At 40.4% G+C, this 20,873-nt stretch carries 21 protein-coding genes; 11 read left to right on the top strand and 10 right to left on the bottom strand.

The window, feature by feature from the left end; translation table 11 throughout:
- Positions 1-55 precede the first annotated feature (55 nt).
- A complete protein-coding gene (locus AAFF35_RS14985; RefSeq protein ID WP_342333329.1) occupies positions 56-922 on the top strand; it encodes a DUF808 domain-containing protein in 867 nt (288 codons plus the stop codon).
- A gap of 42 nt (positions 923-964) precedes the next feature.
- Here the strand turns inward: AAFF35_RS14985 and AAFF35_RS14980 are convergent, their stop codons facing one another.
- Positions 965-2,755 (bottom strand): hypothetical protein, encoded by a 1,791-nt coding sequence (locus AAFF35_RS14980; protein WP_342333328.1) that lies wholly within the window; start codon positions 2,753-2,755, stop codon positions 965-967.
- 210 nt (positions 2,756-2,965) lie between these two features.
- Here AAFF35_RS14980 and AAFF35_RS14975 point away from each other — a divergent pair, with 210 nt between their 5' ends.
- Complete coding sequence (locus tag AAFF35_RS14975; RefSeq protein ID WP_342333327.1) at positions 2,966-3,286, top strand: glycoside hydrolase N-terminal domain-containing protein; 321 nt, start codon at positions 2,966-2,968, stop codon at positions 3,284-3,286.
- The gene (locus AAFF35_RS14970; RefSeq protein WP_342333326.1) at positions 3,264-3,617 is read left to right on the top strand and encodes a glycoside hydrolase family 95-like protein; all 354 of its coding nucleotides are present in this window, start codon (positions 3,264-3,266) and stop codon (positions 3,615-3,617) included. Before AAFF35_RS14975 ends, AAFF35_RS14970 begins: the two co-directional genes overlap by 23 nt.
- Here the strand turns inward: AAFF35_RS14970 and AAFF35_RS14965 are convergent.
- Positions 3,597-4,235 (bottom strand): GNAT family N-acetyltransferase, encoded by a 639-nt coding sequence (locus AAFF35_RS14965; RefSeq protein ID WP_342333325.1) that lies wholly within the window; start codon positions 4,233-4,235, stop codon positions 3,597-3,599. The genes AAFF35_RS14970 and AAFF35_RS14965 overlap by 21 nt on opposite strands.
- Positions 4,236-4,239: 4 nt before the next feature.
- Positions 4,240-5,163: a serine hydrolase domain-containing protein gene (locus AAFF35_RS14960; protein WP_342333324.1), complete on the bottom strand. Its 924-nt coding sequence runs from the start codon at positions 5,161-5,163 to the stop codon at positions 4,240-4,242.
- 328 nt (positions 5,164-5,491) lie between these two features.
- On the opposite strand from AAFF35_RS14960, the gene AAFF35_RS14955 reads away from it, so the two are divergent.
- The 6 genes from AAFF35_RS14955 to AAFF35_RS14930 all read left to right on the top strand — a co-directional run bounded on the left by AAFF35_RS14955 (position 5,492) and on the right by AAFF35_RS14930 (position 10,930).
- Positions 5,492-5,977, top strand: a complete 486-nt coding sequence (locus tag AAFF35_RS14955; RefSeq protein ID WP_342333323.1) for a DUF2004 domain-containing protein — start codon at positions 5,492-5,494, stop codon at positions 5,975-5,977.
- A gap of 18 nt (positions 5,978-5,995) precedes the next feature.
- Positions 5,996-6,595 (top strand): hypothetical protein, encoded by a 600-nt coding sequence (locus AAFF35_RS14950; RefSeq protein ID WP_342333322.1) that lies wholly within the window; start codon positions 5,996-5,998, stop codon positions 6,593-6,595.
- Complete coding sequence (locus tag AAFF35_RS14945; protein WP_342333321.1) at positions 6,579-7,058, top strand: hypothetical protein; 480 nt, start codon at positions 6,579-6,581, stop codon at positions 7,056-7,058. Before AAFF35_RS14950 ends, AAFF35_RS14945 begins: the two co-directional genes overlap by 17 nt.
- Complete coding sequence (locus AAFF35_RS14940) at positions 7,021-7,725, top strand: hypothetical protein (protein ID WP_342333320.1); 705 nt, start codon at positions 7,021-7,023, stop codon at positions 7,723-7,725. The genes AAFF35_RS14945 and AAFF35_RS14940 overlap by 38 nt, the downstream gene beginning before the upstream one ends.
- 423 nt (positions 7,726-8,148) lie before the next feature.
- Positions 8,149-8,709: a ferritin-like domain-containing protein gene (locus tag AAFF35_RS14935; protein ID WP_342333319.1), complete on the top strand. Its 561-nt coding sequence runs from the start codon at positions 8,149-8,151 to the stop codon at positions 8,707-8,709.
- A gap of 79 nt (positions 8,710-8,788) precedes the next feature.
- On the top strand, positions 8,789-10,930 hold the full coding sequence (locus tag AAFF35_RS14930; protein ID WP_342333318.1) for a catalase: 2,142 nt from the start codon (positions 8,789-8,791) through the stop codon (positions 10,928-10,930).
- Positions 10,931-10,985: 55 nt separating this feature from the next.
- Here the strand turns inward: AAFF35_RS14930 and AAFF35_RS14925 are convergent, their stop codons facing one another.
- The 3 genes from AAFF35_RS14925 to AAFF35_RS14915 form a co-directional block, all read right to left on the bottom strand.
- Positions 10,986-11,444 carry a PA2169 family four-helix-bundle protein gene (locus AAFF35_RS14925; RefSeq protein WP_342333317.1) on the bottom strand — a complete coding sequence of 153 codons (459 nt, stop codon included), beginning with the start codon at positions 11,442-11,444 and terminating at the stop codon, positions 10,986-10,988.
- 64 nt (positions 11,445-11,508) lie between these two features.
- Positions 11,509-11,985 (bottom strand): ankyrin repeat domain-containing protein, encoded by a 477-nt coding sequence (locus AAFF35_RS14920; protein ID WP_342333316.1) that lies wholly within the window; start codon positions 11,983-11,985, stop codon positions 11,509-11,511.
- A gap of 193 nt (positions 11,986-12,178) precedes the next feature.
- Positions 12,179-13,246: a serine hydrolase domain-containing protein gene (locus AAFF35_RS14915; protein ID WP_342333315.1), complete on the bottom strand. Its 1,068-nt coding sequence runs from the start codon at positions 13,244-13,246 to the stop codon at positions 12,179-12,181.
- A gap of 106 nt (positions 13,247-13,352) precedes the next feature.
- On the opposite strand from AAFF35_RS14915, the gene AAFF35_RS14910 reads away from it, so the two are divergent.
- Positions 13,353-15,629, top strand: coding sequence for a tetratricopeptide repeat protein (locus AAFF35_RS14910; protein ID WP_342333314.1), 2,277 nt, complete (start codon positions 13,353-13,355; stop codon positions 15,627-15,629).
- Positions 15,630-15,634: 5 nt separating this feature from the next.
- Positions 15,635-15,859 (top strand): hypothetical protein, encoded by a 225-nt coding sequence (locus AAFF35_RS14905; protein WP_342333313.1) that lies wholly within the window; start codon positions 15,635-15,637, stop codon positions 15,857-15,859.
- 62 nt (positions 15,860-15,921) lie between these two features.
- Here AAFF35_RS14905 and AAFF35_RS14900 read toward each other — a convergent pair whose 3' ends face one another.
- The 4 genes from AAFF35_RS14900 to AAFF35_RS14885 all read right to left on the bottom strand — a co-directional run bounded on the left by AAFF35_RS14900 (position 15,922) and on the right by AAFF35_RS14885 (position 20,869).
- Positions 15,922-16,977, bottom strand: coding sequence for a DUF6266 family protein (locus AAFF35_RS14900; protein WP_342333312.1), 1,056 nt, complete (start codon positions 16,975-16,977; stop codon positions 15,922-15,924).
- A 299-nt stretch (positions 16,978-17,276) separates the two neighbouring features.
- Entirely contained in the window at positions 17,277-18,353 is a 1,077-nt protein-coding gene (locus AAFF35_RS14895; RefSeq protein WP_342333311.1) for a histidine kinase, read from the bottom strand.
- Positions 18,354-18,356: 3 nt separating this feature from the next.
- Positions 18,357-19,445, bottom strand: a complete 1,089-nt coding sequence (locus AAFF35_RS14890; protein ID WP_342333310.1) for a histidine kinase — start codon at positions 19,443-19,445, stop codon at positions 18,357-18,359.
- Between the two features lie 11 nt (positions 19,446-19,456).
- Positions 19,457-20,869 (bottom strand): HAMP domain-containing sensor histidine kinase, encoded by a 1,413-nt coding sequence (locus tag AAFF35_RS14885; protein WP_342333309.1) that lies wholly within the window; start codon positions 20,867-20,869, stop codon positions 19,457-19,459.
- Positions 20,870-20,873 lie beyond the last annotated feature (4 nt).

Genomic DNA, 20,873 nt, shown 5'->3' with positions numbered 1-20,873 from the left:
TTTGTTGTAATTCGAAATCGTATTTATATTTTGCGCCCTTATTAATAAGACACACATGGCTTCAGGTTTTTTTGCGATTTTAGATGATATTGCTGCTTTAATGGATGATGTTGCGGTTACCGCGAAAATAGCGACAAAGAAAACTGCCGGTATTTTAGGCGATGATTTGGCGGTGAATGCAGAAAAGGCTACAGGCTTCCTTTCTTCACGCGAATTACCCGTGCTTTGGGCAATCACCAAGGGCTCTTTAATTAACAAGGTGATTATTGTTCCGATTGCGCTGCTGCTCAGTGCGTTCTTTCCGATCGCCATTAAGGTGATCCTGGTTTTGGGAGGATTTTACCTCGCTTATGAGGGAGTGGAGAAGATCGTTGAATACTTGTTTCACCATCCAAAGGAAGGTCACGAAGTGGTTGCGGAGATTAAACAGGATGGCAATGATGCAGAAAAAGCGAAAATTAAATCTGCGGTAACAACCGATTTCATTCTATCTGTAGAGATTGTAATTATCGCACTGGGAACTGTTTTGGAAAAAAGTTTAACGTTACAAATCGTAACGGTTTCTCTTGTTGCACTTTTGGCTACAATTGGGGTTTATGGCATCGTGGCCATTATCGTAAGAATGGATGATGCCGGTCATAAATTAATCAAAACTTCCAATGATAAAGGCTTACTCGCCAGTATAGGGCGTTTGCTGGTTAAATCGCTACCGATTATTATCCGGATTCTTAGTGTCGTTGGAACCATTGCATTGATCCTGGTTTCCGGTGGGATCTTTGTTCATAACATTGAATTTTTGCACCATTTGTTTCCAGATATGCCTGCTATAATCAAGGAAAGTCTGATTGGATTGGTAGCCGGATTAATTATTGTAGCATTGACAATAGGGACTAAAAAAATCATTTCATTAATTAAGCGATAAACTACTTTTAGCAAAACGGAGGTCATAAACCTCCGTTTTGCATCATTTCTGCTGATTTATATCGCTACCATTCATTCCGCTTGTTTTAATCTGCATCGGGGCATCTTTATAGAAATGATTACCGGTTACTTTCACCCGGGTACAGCCTGTAAAATTGAAAGCAGGTTTGGTTTTATCTCCAGGCAGAAAATCAGATTTCTCTATTTTGTTATTTGCAAAAACCAAGCCCCTGGTACTCCTTGCCGTTAACAACGGCGCATCATAAACCTTAAATGTATTGTGTGTTATATTGATGTTCTTATGCACATAATAACCAGGGATCATTTCCTGGTTTTGCGGATTGATGCTGATCACGTAGTTCTCCGGAGAAGAGTTAAAACCACATTCTATAAACTGGTTATTGCGAATGCTCAGGTCCATTACCGGGCCTGATTCATACCAACCTAAAGCATCATTTTCAATTAAAATGGCATGCATCCCTGTCCGGTAATAGACATTGTTTTCGATGACCACCTTTCTCCGTGTGGTGATTAAATTTCCTCTGGATATTGTGCCTTCAAACCGGGAGTTTTTAATGGTAACAGATGGCGTCCAGGTCACATTCTCTAAAGCATCGCCAACTTTAAGCGCCTTGGAAAATGGCTTTTGCATTTCTAACAGCATCTCCCTTTCGGAGATTAATTTTGCTGATTTGACGATGCCTTGTTCAAAAATCCGGAGGGAAGCCGTATTCAGGTAAGCGACTGAATCTCCAGCGATAAATGCTTCAAAGCCATAGGTCTGGTGGTGCATAAACTTCAATTTCAAAGTTGTTGGAGAAGCGATCTCCGTTATTTTCAGATGTGTTCCATGAACATTTACCGGGTCATCATGCAGACCGTTAAACCTGCAGTTATTGATGGTAATCTGTCCTTTGCAGCCTGAAAAATGCATTCCATCTGCCGATGAGGCAATCACCCGCCCACTTCCTTTTTCAGGTTCCACAAAAACACTATCGTAATCCAGGTTTTCAGAAAACTGTGAAACAATGCCCAGGCCATGCATGGAGTTCATGCGCAGGTTGTTCAGGCGAATATTCTTTGACCTGTTGATGAAAGCACCTACATAATCACGGTACCGGTCTCTTATGGTCAGCACTTCGCCCACCTTACCCTTAAATTTAGAGAAATCACCACTGAATTTTACCTCGAGTGGCGCAATCTTTTCAGCCTTGCTCTTTGAAAACGGATCCCAGTCGCTGTACAAGAGCATCCCTTTTTCAGGACGTACCAATACGGCATGGTGATTTTTAGCGATCCATTTTTCGCCGTACCATTCCAGATGTCCGTCGGAAATCGCAAATTTTGAATCTGGATGAATATCGGCTACCACATGGTGGTCTGATACTTCCTTTAAGCTCATCTCAGACATGCCGGGGCGCTCGTAATTTATCGATAAGTTCTGTATGCTGATTTGAGCACAATCGTCCAATACCCAGGTGACCATTTTTCCATGAAAAATAAATTTCGATCCATTTCCTTCGATGGTTAGGTTTTTCAATCCTTTGAGGTATAACCCAACCCGTTGCTTTTTTACCGGGAACTCCGTTTCCGACGAACTATTAGTAATGTAATACTGGGTTTCAGTCGCATTGTCGGGCCAGAAATCATACCTTCCTTTGGGGAAATTTAAAACGGTTTGGTCTTGTCCTTTGCTCGCTTCAATTGCCTTTTTTACACTTTCAGTAGCATCAGCAAAACTATTGGGCAGGGCACCATACCTGGTCACGTCAATTGTTTGGGCTTTTAAGCTGATGGTACAGCATAACATCAGGTATAAAAAGTAGTTCTTCATCTCTGTTTGGTTGGGTTTATGGTGCTTGGTTATGCAATGATATAAAATTTCGCAGAGGAAAGATGTTTTCTCCTGACAATCGGATATTGTTCGTCGAATAATCCATTAAAATAATAAATTAGTCTATTTATGCATCAGTTAATGCGGTTAACTTTGCTTTTGAACCACAATTGTAACACCCACCATCAACCAATCTGAGACCAAACCGCGATGTACAAAACGACTGTTTTAAAAACCAGCTTCCTTATTTTAAATATCTGTGTCGGCTTATCCGTTAATGCCCGGCAGCCTAAGCTACTAGAATCTGTCTATAACCTGCGACTTAAAGCTCCTGTTAGCACCTGGGATGAAGCCCTTCCTTTAGGAAATGGCTTAACGGGCGGTCTGTTATGGGGCGAACAAAATACCATCAGACTCTCTTTAGACAGGGGAGATTTATGGGATGAGCGAACCCATGGAGAAAAGGAATGGTGGAAAAAATACACTCATCAAAAAGGAGCAGACCTGATTGCCATCACAAGCCGTACATGAAATGCTCTTGCAAAGCTGGAGTGCAACACCTGGCGATGTTCATACGGGTGTGATCCGCATTTTTCCTGCCATGCCTAAAAAATGGGCTAACGCATCTTTTACAAATTTAAGGGCTGAGGGTGGCTTTATGGTTTCAGCTACGAGAAAAAATAATAAAACCCTGAACTTCAGCATTACTGCCGCCAGGTCTGGCAAGCTGCGCATCAAGGATAACTTTGATGGCCTAACGCTGAAATGGAATTTTAAGGGGGTAACAAAAACAGGTGATGTGTATGAAGTAAATTTGAATAAAGGGCAGAAGTTGCAAGTATTAGCCGGCAATCACAATTGAGGTATAAAGGCTATATACTTCCCAGCCTAAAGATTCGTACAATAGTTTACCTTCTTCCGTTGCTACGAGAAGGTTTTTGGAGATGCCTTTTGACAAAGCAATCTTTTCAAGTTCTGTCATCAAAATTCTGGCAAGACCTTTTCTTCTATGGTTGCTATCCGTTGAAATGCGGTCATAGACCGCAAAATCATTATGGAGAACAATGCGTCCTGTTGAGGCCAATTCTCCATTTTGAGCAATAATCTTCAGCACGAAAGTGGATGGATACTGTTCAAATTCCAACCTATAATCGTCCTGCAAACCAAGCTCCGGAAAAACCATAGGCCGAAAACAAGTCATCATAAAACCTTGTGGTTGAATGGTCCATTTTTTAGATATCCTAGCTTTTACTTCATCGGTCGGGGCGCAGACTTTCAGAAAAACCCAGGGCTCATCAATAGATTCAGACAACTGAATAAAGTCATCATTAAGCGTAGGAAATACATAACGGCTTTTATGCTGCTCAGCACCAACGTCAACCAGAAAACTTGATTTAAACTGAACAGGCGCCGGCACTTCCCTTGACAACGACCAGGCAGTAATCCAGTTCTCAACGATAGTTTTTCTATATGGTTCCATTTTCTTATTTGCCGTTAATTAAAAACTCGTTTAATCTCTTAGTCAACTCATTCTGTTTAGGGCAATTGATGAAATATACAAAACCAATTTTAGAATCTTTGTAAAATTGAAATATAGAGGTAAAGCGGTCGTCATTATTTCCGGGATGAAGATATATTGGGCCAAATGGTGTTTGCTCCGTAAATATCCCTAAGCAGGCCACTGTTTTTGCACCCGGTCTTGAATCATTTGCATCAAGTTCCGATTGCCGCACAGACATCGCCTGGAATATGCTGTTTGGGCTGGTACTTTCTTTTATTAATTCCATTTCAAATTTCGCATAGTCTTTAGCCTCAGTATATAAGCTATAGGATACATAGGGCTGTAAGTAAACGTCATTATTCCCCCAATCTTTGTTGTCTTTTAATCCTTCTGTCAGATGCTTTCTCACATATTCATTGCTGATTAAATAGGAGTGTTTAACAGACAAAGGCCTAAATACATATTCCTGAACAAGGTCGTCTAATTTTTTACCTGTTAAGTGCGTTATCACCAGCCCAAGATATTCGAATCCTTCGCCAGAATAGCCGAATTTGGTGCCTGGAGTAGCGTTAATGGTCAGCTTCTTGTCGTCACCCCGCCAATTTGGAAAGCCGGTAGTATGACCTAAAACCATTCTCGCCGTGATTAATTTATAACGTTCATCGTATTTAATGTCCTCATAAGGGTAATATTTATAAAGCGGGGTATCTAAGTTGAGTACGTTTTCCTTAACCAGTTTAAGCACAGTGTAGGCAAAGACCGTTTTTGTCATCGATGCAGCTTCGAAAAGGGTATGGTCATCAATCCGCTCCTGTTTGGCATTTTTAATTCCAATTGCCCGGTGATATACTATTTTATTGTTTTTTACAAGCGCAATGGATATTGCCGGTATTTTAAGTGAATCCATTTGATGGCGGATAAAATGATCGACTGTTATGCTGGTTAATTTTTTCCCCTTCAACGTTTTGATTTGGGCATACAAAATTTGACTCGTACAAATGCTGATCAGCAGTAAACAGATTTTTAAATTTCTCATCCCGATTTTCAATTAAGTGGCGGTTGTATCATAAGACGCTGAATTTTTATCAAAGTTACAGTGCTAAACTACTTGTGGTTTAGAAGTAGCCATCTATTTCTCAATAACATTTTAAGATGAAATTTTAGTAAAATTGTCAGGTATCTAAATGAGATTAATATCTTAGAACAATAAGTTAAACATTGAAATTGACGATAAAATGAAATTACAATACTTTGGAGAACTAGATCAGAATGTACTGGAAGACTATTATTCTACTCAAATTGAGATAGATGGACATCAAATAGAAATAGATTTGAATTTTACAGATACCTCAATAGAAGAAGACCGTCTATTGAAAGTGAACGCATTGCTTGAAAAATTACCGGAATTTATCGGTAAACTGAAGGGATTTATACATAATGATTTCAAAAATGGCGCTGACGTACAGGAATATCTGGATTTTCACATTGAAGAGGTGGGCGAAGAAGAATTAGCATCATTGCTTTCAAAAGCCGACCAAAGCTTGAAAAAGGACGAACAGCTTTTGTCTGTTTTACGCCTAAAAAGAATTGGATTCTATCCTGATGACGAAGACTCCTTTACCGTTTCTGATTTCGAGACAGATCCCGAAATTTCACAATATGTCTTGGTGCTGAACACGACAATAGATCAGGAACTTCATTATATAACAATGGAAAGCTAGTTTAGAATGGAGAATGAAATGCGGAAGACAATCCTAAAAGCATATGCTGCAATTTTTCTGTTGCTGACCTTGGATGTGGCCGCTTATTGTTTCTATAAAATAAGCCTGCGTGGATATTACAGTGATGTCATCCTGTTTTGGCTTTGGTTTTTCGGCAGCATCGCGGTCATTATCTTATTTTGGAAAAAGGCAATGGCAAAACTCCTTTTGGGCGCAATGATATTGGCTTTAATAGGGAGCATTCTGCCTATGATGCTACCGTTTTTTGCATTGGTCTTTTCTACCACGCCCTTTGGATTGCGGATGACTAAAGACCTGAATGAAAACTATAGGGCACAAATTGTAGGATACAGCGTAATGGCCCATCCCGTATTACAGATTATAGAAAAGAAGGGAATTGTCGAAAGGCAAATCATTCAATGTGATGACGCCCAATTGCCGGATCATAACGCTGACTTAAAAATCCGTTCAGCTAAGGGCATCATCTTTGATCAGGAAAATGATCGTACCCTTGGTGTTACTTTGTTTTATGGGGGCCCCAACATCAAATTAACCTTTGATAAAGCAACTGGAAAGATCCTGAAGCAACCAAATCCTACCGATGAAAATCAATTATAGAGATACAAAAAGCAACATTGCATTATATAGTTTTTTGTTTGCCCTGGCCTGGGGCATTTACCTATTTTATATAATGCCGCTCGCAGATCAGGTAACCGGGGCTTGCGAAGGTACTCCTGGTCACGATTACAAGGGGGCCATAATTGTGCTGCCACTTTACTTCGCACTGTTTGGCTACTGGATTTTTTACCTTGTCCGCAACCTGAAAAGCAAGCTCATGAAACTAATGATCAGCACATTGATCTTATTGCTGCTTCCCTTGATGGTTACCTTCATGCTCTTGTCATTCTTCTTAAATGAGGCAGTGATCAGCTTTATCCGGCAACAACATGCTTTTGATCTTTTTTATAAGTATGGCTGTTATGGAGATATTGATGTCCGCAACAGTTGCTTAGCAATACTTACAGCTTTATGCATCTGGATTTTTGTTTTTTGTACCCGTTATTTTAGAACAACCAGGTAGCGCTCATGAAACAAAACTCTCCTTCATCGCCTCATTCCTGCCTCCGAAAGTGATCAGGCTGAGGGCCAGCGACGATCATTCTTTAATGATCCGCATCAATCCATTATTGATTTTTCAGGAGGAGGATTTTAATGCTTTCTTTTGGGTTGCCACCTCAGTGCTCAGTTTGTATCTCGGATTTTCCGGCAGAGGGACTTACTTTGTCCCAATGATCGCAATCGGCTTTACAAGTATGGGCTTAGACCTTAGCATTTGGTATTTCCTGGTTTTTACATTTATTTTCAGTGTAATTATGACCATAGAAATGGAAAGCACAGCATTTAGCGGACTTATCGATCTAACCATAGAAAAGCCCTTGTTGTCTAAGCTATTGGCAATTGCCTTTTACCTGCTCATCACTGGATATCTGTTTAACTGGAAAATCCCCTCAGCACTAAATTTCGCTACCTTTTTACCTTTTATTTTTGCTGTATTTATTGAATTTGCTGCGCTTTTAGTCCTCTTCCTTTCCGCCAACTTATTCCATACATTGTACCTTCATTTCAAATACAAAAAGCAGCTCATTACGGCCATTAGTTTTAGTAACATCAGCAGTAACCTTGATCCGGGCTCCGGGCAAACAGGTAAGAGAATTCCGATGTCAGCATGGTCATCTACAAAAAATTAAAGAAGGGAAAACCAGTTTCTGTCAGCTACTTCAAAACAGATGATAAAGGAAACTACCTGTTCAGTAGTTAATAAATTCTTATGATTGGGACTGTGCCTTTGTCCATTCTGTTTACCCAATTCAAGACATCGCCTGATACAACTCCCTGTAATGTTTAACGAGGTCGTTGAGACTAATTCCCTGGTTTAAACCGCTGGGGTTGGGCAGGACCCGAACCACAGATTATTTTAGCCTGGCCGGAATCTCTTTTGCGGATTCGAAGAACTTAAACAAAAAATATAGAATCTCATTTTTTTGTTTAATAAATGTCTGTAAAACAACTATATATAGAATTAGTTTTAAAAAATAAAAGATTTTATTTATCAAACAAACCTGTTTCTGAAGGGTTCTTATTGCTCAACATCCGCTATAAAAAACAGAACTATGGAAACTACAGCAAAAACACAAACGAAGAAGAAGTCAAGCACTTCAGGAATGACTGGAAAAATGAAAGATTCTGAATTTCATGAATTTTTTGTTGATGAATTAAAAGACATTTATTGGGCAGAAAAGCACCTTGTCAAAGCATTGCCTAAAATGAAGAAGGCCTCCACTAGTCCTGAGCTCGCGGCCGCATTTGAAAAACATACAGGTGAAACTCAAACCCATATTGAAACACTGGAAAAGGTGTTTGCTTTATTGGACGAGAAGCCAGTTGCAAAGAAATGCGATGCAATGGCTGGCTTATTAGAAGAGGCCAACGGTGTGATTGAAGACACCAAAGAAGGAACTATGGTGAGAGATGCAGGATTGATTCTTGCCGCTCAAAAAGTAGAACATTACGAAATCGGAACCTACGGTACCTTACGGACATTTGCCGAATGTATGGGGCATACCGACGTGGTGGATTTACTTCAGCAAACACTGGACAATGAAAAGGCTACCGATATCGCACTGACAGAAGTTGCGGTAGCTTCTATTAATGACGCAGCGGCAGCAGAATAATTTCCAGCAATTACGCGCCCGGATGAATCATCCGGGCCTTTTTCAGTTTACACCTATGCCTATTTGATTCCACCTCGCTATGAAAAAAAATAAAGCACCAAAAGAAACATCAAAAAAAGAAGACCTGTTACCGGATACTACTGATGGAACAGGCAAACTACTGACGACAAATCAGGGTTTAAAAATTAATGACGATCAGAACTCGCTGAAAGCAGGGGAGCGTGGCGCCACCTTGCTTGAAGATTTTATCCTCAGGGAAAAAATCACCCATTTTGATCATGAACGAATTCCTGAGCGCATTGTACATGCACGAGGCTCCGGAGCTCATGGTATATTTGAATTGTATCAGCCACAGTCTAAATATACCAAAGCAGGATTTTTAAATGACACCACTATAAAGACACCGGTTTTTGTCAGGTTTTCTACTGTTGCCGGCTCCAGAGGCTCCACTGATCTTGCCCGGGACGTAAGGGGTTTTTCTGTTAAGTTTTATACTCAGGAAGGTATCTATGACTTTGTTGGTAACAATATGCCCATCTTTTTCATTCAGGATGCCATTAAATTTCCAGACCTTATTCATGCCGTTAAACCAGAACCTAACCATGAAATGCCACAGGCTGCATCCGCCCATGATACCTTTTGGGATTTCATTTCCCTGATGCCGGAATCTACGCATATGATCCTATGGTTAATGTCCGACAGGGCCATTCCGCGCAGTTATAGAATGATGGAAGGCTTTGGCGTTCATACGTTTCGCCTGATCAATGAAGCCGGAAAATCCCATTTTGTCAAATTTCATTGGAAACCATTATTAGGCGTGCATTCGGTAGCATGGAATGAGGCCTTGAAAATTTCAGGAAATGACCCCGATTTCCACCGTCGTGATCTCTGGGAAGCCATAGAAAGCGGTGCTTTCCCCGAGTGGGAGCTGGGCATCCAGGTGATTCCCGAGGAAGATGAGCACAAATTTGATTTCGATTTACTGGACCCGACTAAATTGGTTCCGGAAGAACTGGTTCCCGTTCAGCGAATAGGAAAAATGACGCTCAACAGAAATCCGGATAATTTCTTTGCAGAAACAGAACAAGTGGCTTTTCATCCCGGCCATATTGTACCCGGAATAGATTTCAGCAATGATCCACTATTGCAAGGCCGTCTTTTTTCTTATACGGATACGCAGCTTTCCCGACTTGGTGGACCGAATTTTCATGAAATACCGATCAACAGGCCGATATCTCCGGTTCATAACAATCAAAGAGACGGCCATATGAGACAGACGATCAATGCAGAACGGACCAGCTATCAGCCGAACAGCATCAATGCAAACGCTCCTTTACAAGCTAAAGTTTCTGAAGGTGGTTTCAGCTCCTATCAGGAAAGGATCGATGCTAAAAAGGTCAGAGCACGCAGTGATAGTTTTTTTGATCATTTTAGTCAGGCCAGCCTTTTCTTTAACAGTCAGTCGGAAGTGGAAAAAAACCACATTGTAGATGCTTTCAGGTTTGAACTGGGGAAAGTGGAAATCGAAGAGATCAGGAAACGTATGGTTGGAATTTTAACACAGGTTGATGCCGGGCTTGCCAAACGGGTCGCAGATGGACTGGGGTTAGAAACACCATCCGGCCCACAGAAACCCGTTAATCATGGAGTTCCGGCCGATGGCGATCAGCAAAAATATGAACCAGTAATGAAAAAGAGCAGCTTGAAATCGAGTGCTGCTTTGAGCATGAAAGATACTTTGAAAGATACGATTAAGAGCAGGAAGATTGCGATTCTGGCTACAGACGGCGTTAATGGGACTCAACTGAATGATTATAAAAAAGTCCTGGAAGCTGCCGGTGCACTGACAAAAATCGTAGCCACTCATAATGGTCACATTCAGGATGACTCAGGAAAACGCATTAAAGTGGACTTTACTTTCCTGACTACCGCATCTGTTTTATTTGACGCGGTCTACGTTCCTGGAGGAGGTAAATCTGTAAATGCTTTAGTTGCAGAACCAGACGCCATTCACTTTGTGGAAGAGGCTTTCAGACATTGTAAAGCCATTGCAGCAAACGCAGAAGGACTTGAGTTAATCGCGCATTCAAAAGTTCCTGAGCAGGATAAAAATGCTGCTCAACAGGGTTTATTATTAAATAAAACGGCCAAAGATTTTGAAATGGCGATCAGACAACACCGATTTTGGGAACGGGAGAAATCTGGCAAGATTCCCGCCTAAACCCAAAAAAACCGTATCACATGTCGTGATACGGTTTTTTTAGCAATAAATTCCATTATTTAGCCACCTGATCTCTAATTGCCTTAATTTGATCATGCGCTGCTTTTTGAGCGTTTTGCTGACTGGAGACTAGTGATAACAAATGGGCCGATAAGCCTTCCGTTTCAACCGCCATTTTGTAAGCACGCTTAGCTGCATCCTCTCCAAACTCGCAATTTTCCAATACGGTTTCACGATCATGACCAGTAAATACAGCTTTAATGTCCATCCATGCCCGATAGATTTTGCCTGAATTGGTGGTTCCTGTTTCAGGTTCAGCGCCCAAAACCTGGACTTCTTTAGTTAAAGCCGATTTATTATTCTGACTAAGCACAATCATTTCCGCGAACAGGGACTTAAGATCATTGTCTTCCGGCTTCAGCTCTTCGGATGCTTTTTGGTATCCGGCGATTCTGTCGTTATTAATCTCAATGAGGTCGTTAAGGATTTCGATGTTTACTGTGTTGTTTTCCATGTTAATAAGTGTTGATGTATTTAAATAACAAGGCGTTCAACAGAAAGGTTTTGATATTCTTTTATTAATGCTGTTCCAATATTTCAATCGCGGCTTCATTTCCCTGCTGGGCGGCGAGGTCAAAAACAGAAAGGCCTCTTGAGTCCAGTAAGGTTTTGTCCGCTCCATACTTCAAAAGCAGCTTTAGGAGCTCATTCCTTCCAAACATCGCTGCAAACATCAGTGCTGTACCTCCGTTACCATGCTGAAGGTTCAGGTCTGCGTTATTGGTGATGAGCAATTCTGCAATGTCAGGATAGCCTTTAAATGCAACGCCCATCAAAGCTGTATTGCCGCCCAGGTCTTTAGCATTGACATCAGCACCAGCCTCCAATAATGCTTTTACAGCGTGGTACTGGTTATTATATGCTGCGATGATTAAGGGAGTATAACCTTTTTCGTCCTGCTCGTTTACATTGATATTGTGCTCCAGTAAAATGGCAATCTGATCAAGGTTTCCAACCCGGGAGGCATTGATTAGTTCATAAGTTTGATTATTCATAGGTCAAATATTTTTATCAGGATTGTTTCTCTAAGGTCTTGATGAGACAACAGGTCTGCCCTCAAATGGTTTGCTGCCCTGTATAAAAAATAACCTGTCGTCGAGGCCGTTGCCGGGTAGTTCAAAATATCGAATTGAAACCAGATCAACATGACCTATCTGAAGAGACCTGTTTTTTAGACCAAAGAGATCATTAAAATATTCCTTTCCCAATTGTGAATGCATAATCACCGAGGTCTGTGAGATTGGTATTCGACAATATGATAATGCTGAGGTCATTGTTCAAATAATGAAACCAAACGCCATTTGCACCGGCGATTCTGCCATACCGTTCCATTCGTTTGTACTTGGCGTTTTCGCCTTTGGTATCGCGGATCCAGGCACTATATCCGTAATCATCCAGTCCGGGTTTTAAAAGCTGATCCAGGCGCTCTTTTTTTAAGATCTTAAAGGCAAAAAGAGCATTATTGAATTTGATCAGATCAGATGTACAGGAATACATCGCTCCTGCAGCAGAGAAATCTTCCATATAGATCGGAATATTTGGAATCAAATGATCGAGATTCTTATCCTTATAATAAGGCGTAGCAAGATTTTTTATCAATTTATAATGGGAGAGCAGGCCTGAGTTCTGCATTCCCAATGGAATAAGAATTTGCTGATTCAGGACTTGCTCATAGCTCATTTGATACATCACCTCCAAAATCCGGCCCAAAATCATATACTCCCCGTTATTGTAATCGAATTTTGTTCCTGGCTCGTTCAGCAGTGGATTGGAACAAAAATTCGCTACAATCTCTTTTAGCTGATATGGTTTGTGATAAAACCCAATTCCATATTTTAAAAAATTTTCGTCTTTAGCGGTATCTGTATTTTTCATTCCTGAAGTATGGTTCAACAGCTGATGCAGGGATACTTTCGGCCCGGCTTCTCCCTGATATTCGGGCAGATAGTCAAGTATTTTTTTATTCAGGTCGATTTTCCCCTGCTCAACGAGCTGAAGCATTAAAACTGCTGTAAACGTCTTTGTGATAGAGCAAACCGGATATTTCGTGTCGTTGGTAATTGGCGAATTGAATGAACGTTCGGCAACACCAAAACTTTTGTGATAGATTATTTTTGAATCTTTTTGAACGAGTACGGTTCCGTTAAACTGGTGCAGTGCAGCATAGTTTTCCACCAATTGATGGATCTTTGGTGTCTGTCCGAATGCAAAATGGCTAATGGCAAAAAGTAGCAGGCTATTTATAATTTTCTTCATTGGATTGGTTTATTGTAACCATGAGACGAAGATTAATGTATTAAGTTGCATGAAATTTCAATTTCTTTTATAGACTTTTGTAATTTAAGTATAGCTATTTATTCCCATGTCAACCTTGCAAGATTTCGAATCCCTTTATAAACAAGGCAAATTTTCTGCCTGCCTTGAATCCCTAAGCACTTTCCTTCTTTTTAATCACGATCACCTCCCGGCTTTATTGCTCAAAGCTAAATGCGAATATGAAATCGCGAGCGCTGGTGCGGAACAAAATGAAGTCGATTATTCTTTGTTTACAACCGCCTATAACAGCTTTGAATACCTGCTGCAATTAAACCCTACCGAAGAAGTAGCCATGTTGTACGCGGTATACATCAATGCTTTTATCATCCATATAAACTTACCGGAAGCAAAAGTTTACTGCGACATTCTTGTCCTTTCAAACGATGAAGCTGTTCGTGTAAAAGCTTTACAATATCGCAGGAAAGTGAACTTCAGTCTTGGTCATATAGATCTTGTTATAGAAGATCTGGACCTGATGATTACTTATTACCAGGATTTATATCATGACAACAGAAGTCAGCTTGATCAGGAATTAAGCCCACTTTATTTTGAAAAAGCAGAAATTTATCTCTGGCATAAAAAGGATGCTCAAAAAGTATTTGAGACTTTTAATCAGGGAAAAACGCATGCTTTCAATTATGCGCTTATCAACTGCAACATCGCCAATCTTGCTTTAGATCAGGAGAAATTTGAGATCGCGGGAGAGGCCGCACTAATGGCGATTAAATATGGTGATGACGACTCCCAACAAGAGTTACTGGATCTTTATCAAAGAATAGCTGAACTCAACCTCAGCAATCAATTGGATAAGGGATTGGTATATGCGCTATTACTCGCGCTGCGCATCTATTCTGAAGTCCTGACGGATGATGGAGAAACGCTGAGTCTGGCAAAAAAATATATTGATTTATATCCGGAATGGCACGTTCCGCATCACTTTGCCGGTACATTCTGGTTTGACAGAAAGAACTACGAAAAAGCCTTTCCTTATTTAAAAAGAAGCCTGGAACTGGGAGGCATGGCGCCAGGAATTCGCAGGTATATCGAAGCTGGTTATCATTTAACAGGGCAACTGCCAAAGGTGGAAAGATGGCCTGAAGATAACCCGGAAGCCTTTTACAATGCTGCAGTTGACTTCTATTACCTGACTGAAACTGAGATTTCAAACGCATCATTAGCCCCGGAGCTATTAAAGATCAGAACTAAATTGTATGAAATCTCTTACAATGGATTTTATAATTACTTCTATAACAACATCCCGATTGCAACAGAAACCGCAGAAAATCAAGTGCATGCTTTTGCAAAATGTTCAAACAACTATGGCATCGCATTAACCGAAATGGGGGAGTTTGAACGCGCAGTCGAGGTGCATACGCTTGGCTATTCTTTATCTCCATTCTGGGAGCAGCTCAGCAGCTGGGGTAATGCATTGAAAAAGTTAGGACGATTTGAAGAAGCAATTGATGTTTTTGGCATCGCGAGTTCTTATTACTTTGAAAACTACATGTATTTCTCCAATTATCTGGAAATCAGGGGAGAGGTCTTGCAAATGACTTATCAGCTGGGGAGAATAGAGGAGGCGCGTGAACTGTTAGACCAGATCACAACGGATTATGATGGTTATATGGTCGCTAATCAAGGGAATTTGACAGAAGAACAATTGTTTGAACTCAATGAAAAGTATATCGTTGTTCAGAACACGAGATATGACTTGCTAAACCAGGGAAACACTGAAGACGCTATTAAAACATGGCAGGAAGAACTCGTTAAGAATCCCGACGACAATACCGCCTGGTATATGCTCATGCAGGAATATTATCAGCTAAAAGATTACCCGCAATGTATTGCCTGTGCAAACAACTATCAAATGGTGAAGAAAGAGGCTATACAACCGGAATCCTTATGTAAGATCCATTATATGCGTGGTCGCTCACAAATGTTTCTGGGCAACTATGCGGAAGCGATTACTGATTTCAATCCTTTGGTTGATTTGCTGGAAACTGTTTATCCTGATGACGATCAAAGTGAATCCTGCAGAAACTTCCTTCAACTCGCAGAAAGTCATTATATGCTTAAACAGTGGGACTTGTGTGTTGATACGGCTTATAAGGCAATCAGGTGTTATATTGACAGTAACTGGGGATGGGATGACGATCTGGTAAAGGTTAAGCTGCAATACGCAGATGCCTTACATGCGATTAAGTTAAAAGGAGAAGCAATGGAGAATATTAATAATATCCTGGAATCTTATCCTGATAATGAAGAAGCATTGAAGCGGAAAAAGGAGTGGAAGAGTGGCCTGTTTTCATTTTTTAAAAGTTAATATAATTGAAATATCTATTTAGGGGCGTATTTATCATTGTTTTTTTTACCCTGATTTACCGGTCATATCAATCAGGTAAAGTGGAAAATGAAGTCCGAAATAGGATATTACATAATAATTTCTTTGTTAAAGGAGAGGTGCTGAATGTGACGACTTCAGGGAATCATGGTTTCGGAATTGTATTGATCAGAATAGACAATATCAATTCCGGCAGATTTCCAGATACATAAATACCTTTTTATTGAAGCCCAACGTACGAATATAAATCTATAGCAATTTCAACCCGAATAAATCATGAAGATCTTCTGAGCTCCCATTCTGATTTCAATATCGCAAACTGATACTCATTAACCCATTTACCATTCAGAAAACGATTTTCAATAAAACGGCCTTCTTTTCTAAAACCCATTTGCTTCAATAAGCTGATTGTCCCCTGATTATCAGTGCTTATATTCACGATCATGCGGTTAACTTTTGCTTTTTCAAATAAAAGAGACAGGGTTGATGATAAAGGTGCTTTTATATCTTGTTGTTCGACAGGAGAGGGGTTGATTCTAAGTTCCGCAATACGGGTGTCATGCTGACTAAGCCTAAGCTCACAACCTTCGGCTACCTTTTGGGTAAGTTTATCCTGTAGTTCCTGAACAAATCCAGGAATATTTTCAATTTCTGCATTGGCCTGAGCTGAAATTTGCGTCTTGCGGTCTAAATTCAAAGAACCTGCGTATACGCTGTTGGAGACCCTTTGCCCGTCGTCTTTGATAAAAGAGATATACGCCTCCATACGTTCTCCAGCGTAATCTGAATCGATACGAAGTATGTCTTTTCCTTCCACTCTTTTTGATCCGCTCAGATGATAAAAGGTGAGTTTTAACTCAGGAAAATAAACCATCAGCATTGCACGGTCGTTATAACGTTGAATAGACAAATCAGCCGCGACTTCCCAGTTAAATTCGATTTCATCCGGTTTTGAGGTCTGGTTAATGACCGGATTAACGGCCATTGGAAGATCTCCCATGCTCACCAGTACCTTGGTATAATCCAGGCTGATGTTTGGGTATTCTCCCTGAATGGCGTTCTTTTTATTATAAGAAACCGCTTCATTGTACTCATTTTTGTCTGTTCCGGCCACTGCAAGACGGAAACCTGTCCGGATAACAGGAAGGGAAGGGCTCAGGATCTCATTTACGACGGTCATCTTTTGACAGTTCGATTTCCTGCCTGGTGTAAGCGGTTTCGCACTTTTACCTATTTTTCTGACGATATATTTACCTTTTAAGGTATAACCCACCAGGTTGCCGATTCTGCCATGGAATCCACCAAATATGCCATTTATTAATTTTCCCATATCTGTGTCATTAATTAATCAATTAAACTCAGTGATAACAAGTTACGAAATGTTTTTCATATACTATTAATATGAAAATAAATAAAATTAACTATTGCTAAGGTTTAAATACATAGTTAACAGGTCAATTAGACGAATGATTGACCTATCAACTACCTATTAAGGACGGTGTAATAACGATTAAAGTTATAACGGAAATAAAACGCATTTCGACCCCATGATAGAAACTGAAATTCCCATTGTCGGTCTAGATACCCCGGAAGATGTCTATTGGATTTGAATAAAATGCTGGATTATGATCAACTTTCGACACGCTGCGCCACATCAAACAGGGGCAGGGAAAGCCTGATGCCAAATGCGCGATTTTGAGTACTATCAAATTCGAATTTCACCGAATCACCATACAATTGCACATAATTCTCTTTATAAGCTTCAAGATCACTAATCAGTTGAGGTGTCGCATTCTCCGCATAATTCATCTCCATCAGCAATTCATCTGCTTCAATCAGCAACATGATTTCCAGAATTACTGGTTCCGGGTTGGAGACTTTACAGAAAGGCTCCAGGAGATTGATGAGCGCAAGAGGAGCGAGCTTTTTATTTTCTGCATCCCCCTGGACATTAAATACAACTTTCAATTGCTGGTCAAAGCTTATAAAATGAATAAAAGAAGAGAACGCAGACAATTCTTCTTTTAAAGGCGTTTGTGTTTGCCGGCCTCTGTAAAGGCGGTATCTCAAGAGATCAGAAAAGGTAAGAATTGCTTCCGGTGTACTTTCTTCCGGTATTTTCGCAGATTCTTTCAGCTGATGCAATGACCTCAGGATAAAATCCGGACTGATATTGGTTTTCAAAAAGTCCAGCTTAACCTGTTCAATTTCTTTCTTTTCCTTTTCCAGTTCCATTAAGGTGCTGTTTTCTTCGTTCTTCTCCATAAAAAAGAGCATGATGGCAAAAAAGAGAAAGTTGTAAAGGAAGCCATATAAATTTTCAATATAACCCGCAAAAAAACCGGGATCTTTTTCTGCCGTTACCGGATCTTTCAGATGGACAAAAGCCCTGCCGAAAAAAACATCCACCGCAGTAATGATCAGAAAGCCGAAAATGACGAGCAACCAGAATTGAAGGTATTTATTCCGTTTAAAGAAATAGGGAATCAGAACCAGACAGTAAAGGTAAAAGAAACTGGCAATCATTACATTTGCCAGAAAAAAGTGGTTAAAAATCAGCGAAAAAGTAACCGGTCCCTTTGCAGGCATGAAGGTGCCGACGAGCAAGACCACTATCCAGTAGATGACATGGGCTACCCACCTGTATTTATTGAAATAAACCCATTTGTTCCTTTCATCAATCTCTAATTGTACAAAATTGCTCATGCGTTAAAAATTAAGGATTAAATCGATTTCAAAATGGTCTGGTTGGTTGTTGATCAGAAGCTCGTGACGCCTTGGGTACAAAATTTCTAAGCGCCTTTTTACATTCTTTAAGCCAATTCCGCCACGGTACTCTGAAAATGCCTGATGGACGGGCCTGGTCGGTTTGCTGTTTTGCAGGTTGAAATGAAATTCTCTTTTGGAAATTTCTATTTTCATATTGATCCATGACTTGCCAAAACTGGTCTTTGTGCCATGCTTGAACGCATTCTCCAGAAAATTGATCAGTAACAAAGGCGCAATCTGATGCGCAGAAGCATCTCCTTTGATGTCTATACTGATCTTACACTGTTCTTCTTTATGTCGTAATTTTTCCAGCGCAATATAGCTGTTGGTGAAGGTGAATTCATTTTCAAGTGGTACCAGATCCGATTTACACTCATATAACATGTAATGCAGCAGGGATTCCAGGCGTTCAATGATAACCGGGGTTTGCGGGGATTTCTTTAAGCTCAGCGCATAAATGTTATTCATGGTGTTGAATAAAAAGTGTGGGTTGATCTGTGATTTTAAAAAGCTGCCCTCCAATGCAATCTTTTGGGTTTTGTATTCTTCCAGTCTCCGGATTTCCTTCTGATGGGCGTAAATGTCAACAAAGTAATAAAATGCGATAAATACGGTAGAGAAAAAGGTGTACATCATTACTTTCCGTTTCATCTGGACCAGGATCTCGAATTCAGGTCTGGAACTCATGATCGGGATGTTGCTGATCAACAATCTTGTCAGCAGAATGTAGGTCATAAAGCCAATCAGAAGAACCAGGAAAAGGCGGGCCCAAAAAATATACTTCCGTTTTGTTTTATATAAGGGAAATACCCATAGCAGCATGGTATAGGATTGAAACAATACCGCAACCATAAAAATAGTGATGGCAACCTGGGGAAAAGGATCAGGAAATTGAGGGTTGTTAAAAACTCCACCCTGGACCATCCTGTAGTAGTTTAGTGAAAAGAAAAGCCCCCAGAATAGCAGATGCAAGATCCACTTGTAATTTGAGAATATTTGAGAAAACTGTTGCTTAAAAGCAGGGGTCATCTGGTGTCGGATTAGTTTCGGCCGGGTAAAGTTATAATAAATTTACTTCCCTCATTCTCCTTACTTTCAACAATAATGCTTCCTTCGTGTTTTTCAATGAAATCTTTGCACAAAACGAGACCTAAACCTGTACCTGTCTCATTGTTTGTTCCCAGACCGATCATCTTTTTTTCAATGCGGAAAAGATTAGTCAAAGTTTTATGACTCATGCCAACCCCATAATCTATCACAGAAACGCGGACAGATTCCTGACCAGTCTCTTCGTTAATAAGCAGCTCCGAATGAACTTCCACACTGCCAAAATTAGGCGTAAACTTAATCGCATTGGATAAAAGGTTCCTGAATACGGTATGAATCATATCGACATCGGCAGATATCGTCAGGTGTTGTGGAATAAAATTGATGATTTCAATGTGCTTATGGGCCGCAACAATTTTCAATACATCAACACTAGTTTGCACCGTATCGTGTACATTGAGCAGCATGGGCTTGAAATTCAGTACACCTGCCTGATTGGTAGACCACAACAGTACATTTTCCAGCAATTTTGAGCTGTTGTTCAGGCTGTTCTGCAATAAAGAATACATCTGTTGACGTTCTTCCAGGTCAGCTTCAAACAGGCCTTCTTCCAGGAATTTGGTCAATGCAATTGCAGAATTAAGCGGCCCCCTGAGGTCATGTGCCAGAATGGAAAAGAACTGATCTTTACTTGCATTGGATTCCTCCAGTTTCACATTTGACTGAGAGAGCTTTTCATATTGATGTGCCAATACCAGTTTTTGGGATTTGATCAGGCGGTCTTGCTTGAAACGGGTCATGCTGTTGTTCCAGAAAACATGGGCGATGGCATAAGCTACCGCAATCACACAAAGTCCGTCTATCGCAGTAAGCAGCACCTCATTTTGATCCGGTTGCGTAAGGTATACACCGTAACAAAAACAAATATAAATGGCCAGCAGGTAAAAAAAGAGGTATGCCGGACGGATCAGCAAGGTGGCTGCATTTAAAAGGCAGGCAAGTAAAAAGGTAATAATGGTCTTGTTCATTGCCTGGTCATAAACTGAACAAAGTGCACCACCACTGGCAAAAATAAAAAATACCAGGTGAGGATATAAAATCGTTAGAAGCTGATGCTCTTTTTTGGTGTGTTTTAACCATATTCCGGTAAGAAATAACACCAGACTAGTCAGCCCCATATATACATTAACGACAAAGAAGCCATTAATCGGGCCTACTGACGCTGGTTTAACGCTGAAATTACCGTAACTGAAATATAAATGGATGATAATGGCAATGGGAATGAACAATCCGGTAATTAAAATCCCCCTGCTGAGATTAGCCGTTCTAACCTCGTCTTCAATGATCATCTGTTCAAGAGCCGGTGTTTTAAATCTGTAAAAAAAGGAGAGGAGAGTCTTTGCCATTGGA

Source organism: Pedobacter sp. FW305-3-2-15-E-R2A2, assembly GCF_038446955.1.
Classification (GTDB): Bacteria; Bacteroidota; Bacteroidia; order Sphingobacteriales; family Sphingobacteriaceae; genus Pedobacter.
Note: the sequence above shows the minus strand (reverse complement) of the source record. Positions and strands in the feature narration are given on the sequence as shown.

Bases quoted from the DNA above. Each gene is read 5' to 3' on its own strand.
- AAFF35_RS14985 (WP_342333329.1), top strand. From the start codon at position 56: ATGGCTTCAGGTTTTTTTGCGATTTTAGATGATATTGCTGCTTTAATG.
- AAFF35_RS14980 (WP_342333328.1), bottom strand. From the start codon at position 2,755: ATGAAGAACTACTTTTTATACCTGATGTTATGCTGTACCATCAGCTTA.
- AAFF35_RS14975 (WP_342333327.1), top strand. From the start codon at position 2,966: ATGTACAAAACGACTGTTTTAAAAACCAGCTTCCTTATTTTAAATATC.
- AAFF35_RS14965 (WP_342333325.1), bottom strand. From the start codon at position 4,235: ATGGAACCATATAGAAAAACTATCGTTGAGAACTGGATTACTGCCTGG.
- AAFF35_RS14960 (WP_342333324.1), bottom strand. From the start codon at position 5,163: ATGGATTCACTTAAAATACCGGCAATATCCATTGCGCTTGTAAAAAAC.
- AAFF35_RS14955 (WP_342333323.1), top strand. From the start codon at position 5,492: ATGAAATTACAATACTTTGGAGAACTAGATCAGAATGTACTGGAAGAC.
- AAFF35_RS14950 (WP_342333322.1), top strand. From the start codon at position 5,996: ATGCGGAAGACAATCCTAAAAGCATATGCTGCAATTTTTCTGTTGCTG.
- AAFF35_RS14945 (WP_342333321.1), top strand. From the start codon at position 6,579: ATGAAAATCAATTATAGAGATACAAAAAGCAACATTGCATTATATAGT.
- AAFF35_RS14935 (WP_342333319.1), top strand. From the start codon at position 8,149: ATGGAAACTACAGCAAAAACACAAACGAAGAAGAAGTCAAGCACTTCA.
- AAFF35_RS14930 (WP_342333318.1), top strand. From the start codon at position 8,789: ATGAAAAAAAATAAAGCACCAAAAGAAACATCAAAAAAAGAAGACCTG.
- AAFF35_RS14925 (WP_342333317.1), bottom strand. From the start codon at position 11,444: ATGGAAAACAACACAGTAAACATCGAAATCCTTAACGACCTCATTGAG.
- AAFF35_RS14920 (WP_342333316.1), bottom strand. From the start codon at position 11,985: ATGAATAATCAAACTTATGAACTAATCAATGCCTCCCGGGTTGGAAAC.
- AAFF35_RS14915 (WP_342333315.1), bottom strand. From the start codon at position 13,246: ATGAAGAAAATTATAAATAGCCTGCTACTTTTTGCCATTAGCCATTTT.
- AAFF35_RS14910 (WP_342333314.1), top strand. From the start codon at position 13,353: ATGTCAACCTTGCAAGATTTCGAATCCCTTTATAAACAAGGCAAATTT.
- AAFF35_RS14900 (WP_342333312.1), bottom strand. From the start codon at position 16,977: ATGGGAAAATTAATAAATGGCATATTTGGTGGATTCCATGGCAGAATC.
- AAFF35_RS14895 (WP_342333311.1), bottom strand. From the start codon at position 18,353: ATGAGCAATTTTGTACAATTAGAGATTGATGAAAGGAACAAATGGGTT.
- AAFF35_RS14890 (WP_342333310.1), bottom strand. From the start codon at position 19,445: ATGACCCCTGCTTTTAAGCAACAGTTTTCTCAAATATTCTCAAATTAC.
- AAFF35_RS14885 (WP_342333309.1), bottom strand. From the start codon at position 20,869: ATGGCAAAGACTCTCCTCTCCTTTTTTTACAGATTTAAAACACCGGCT.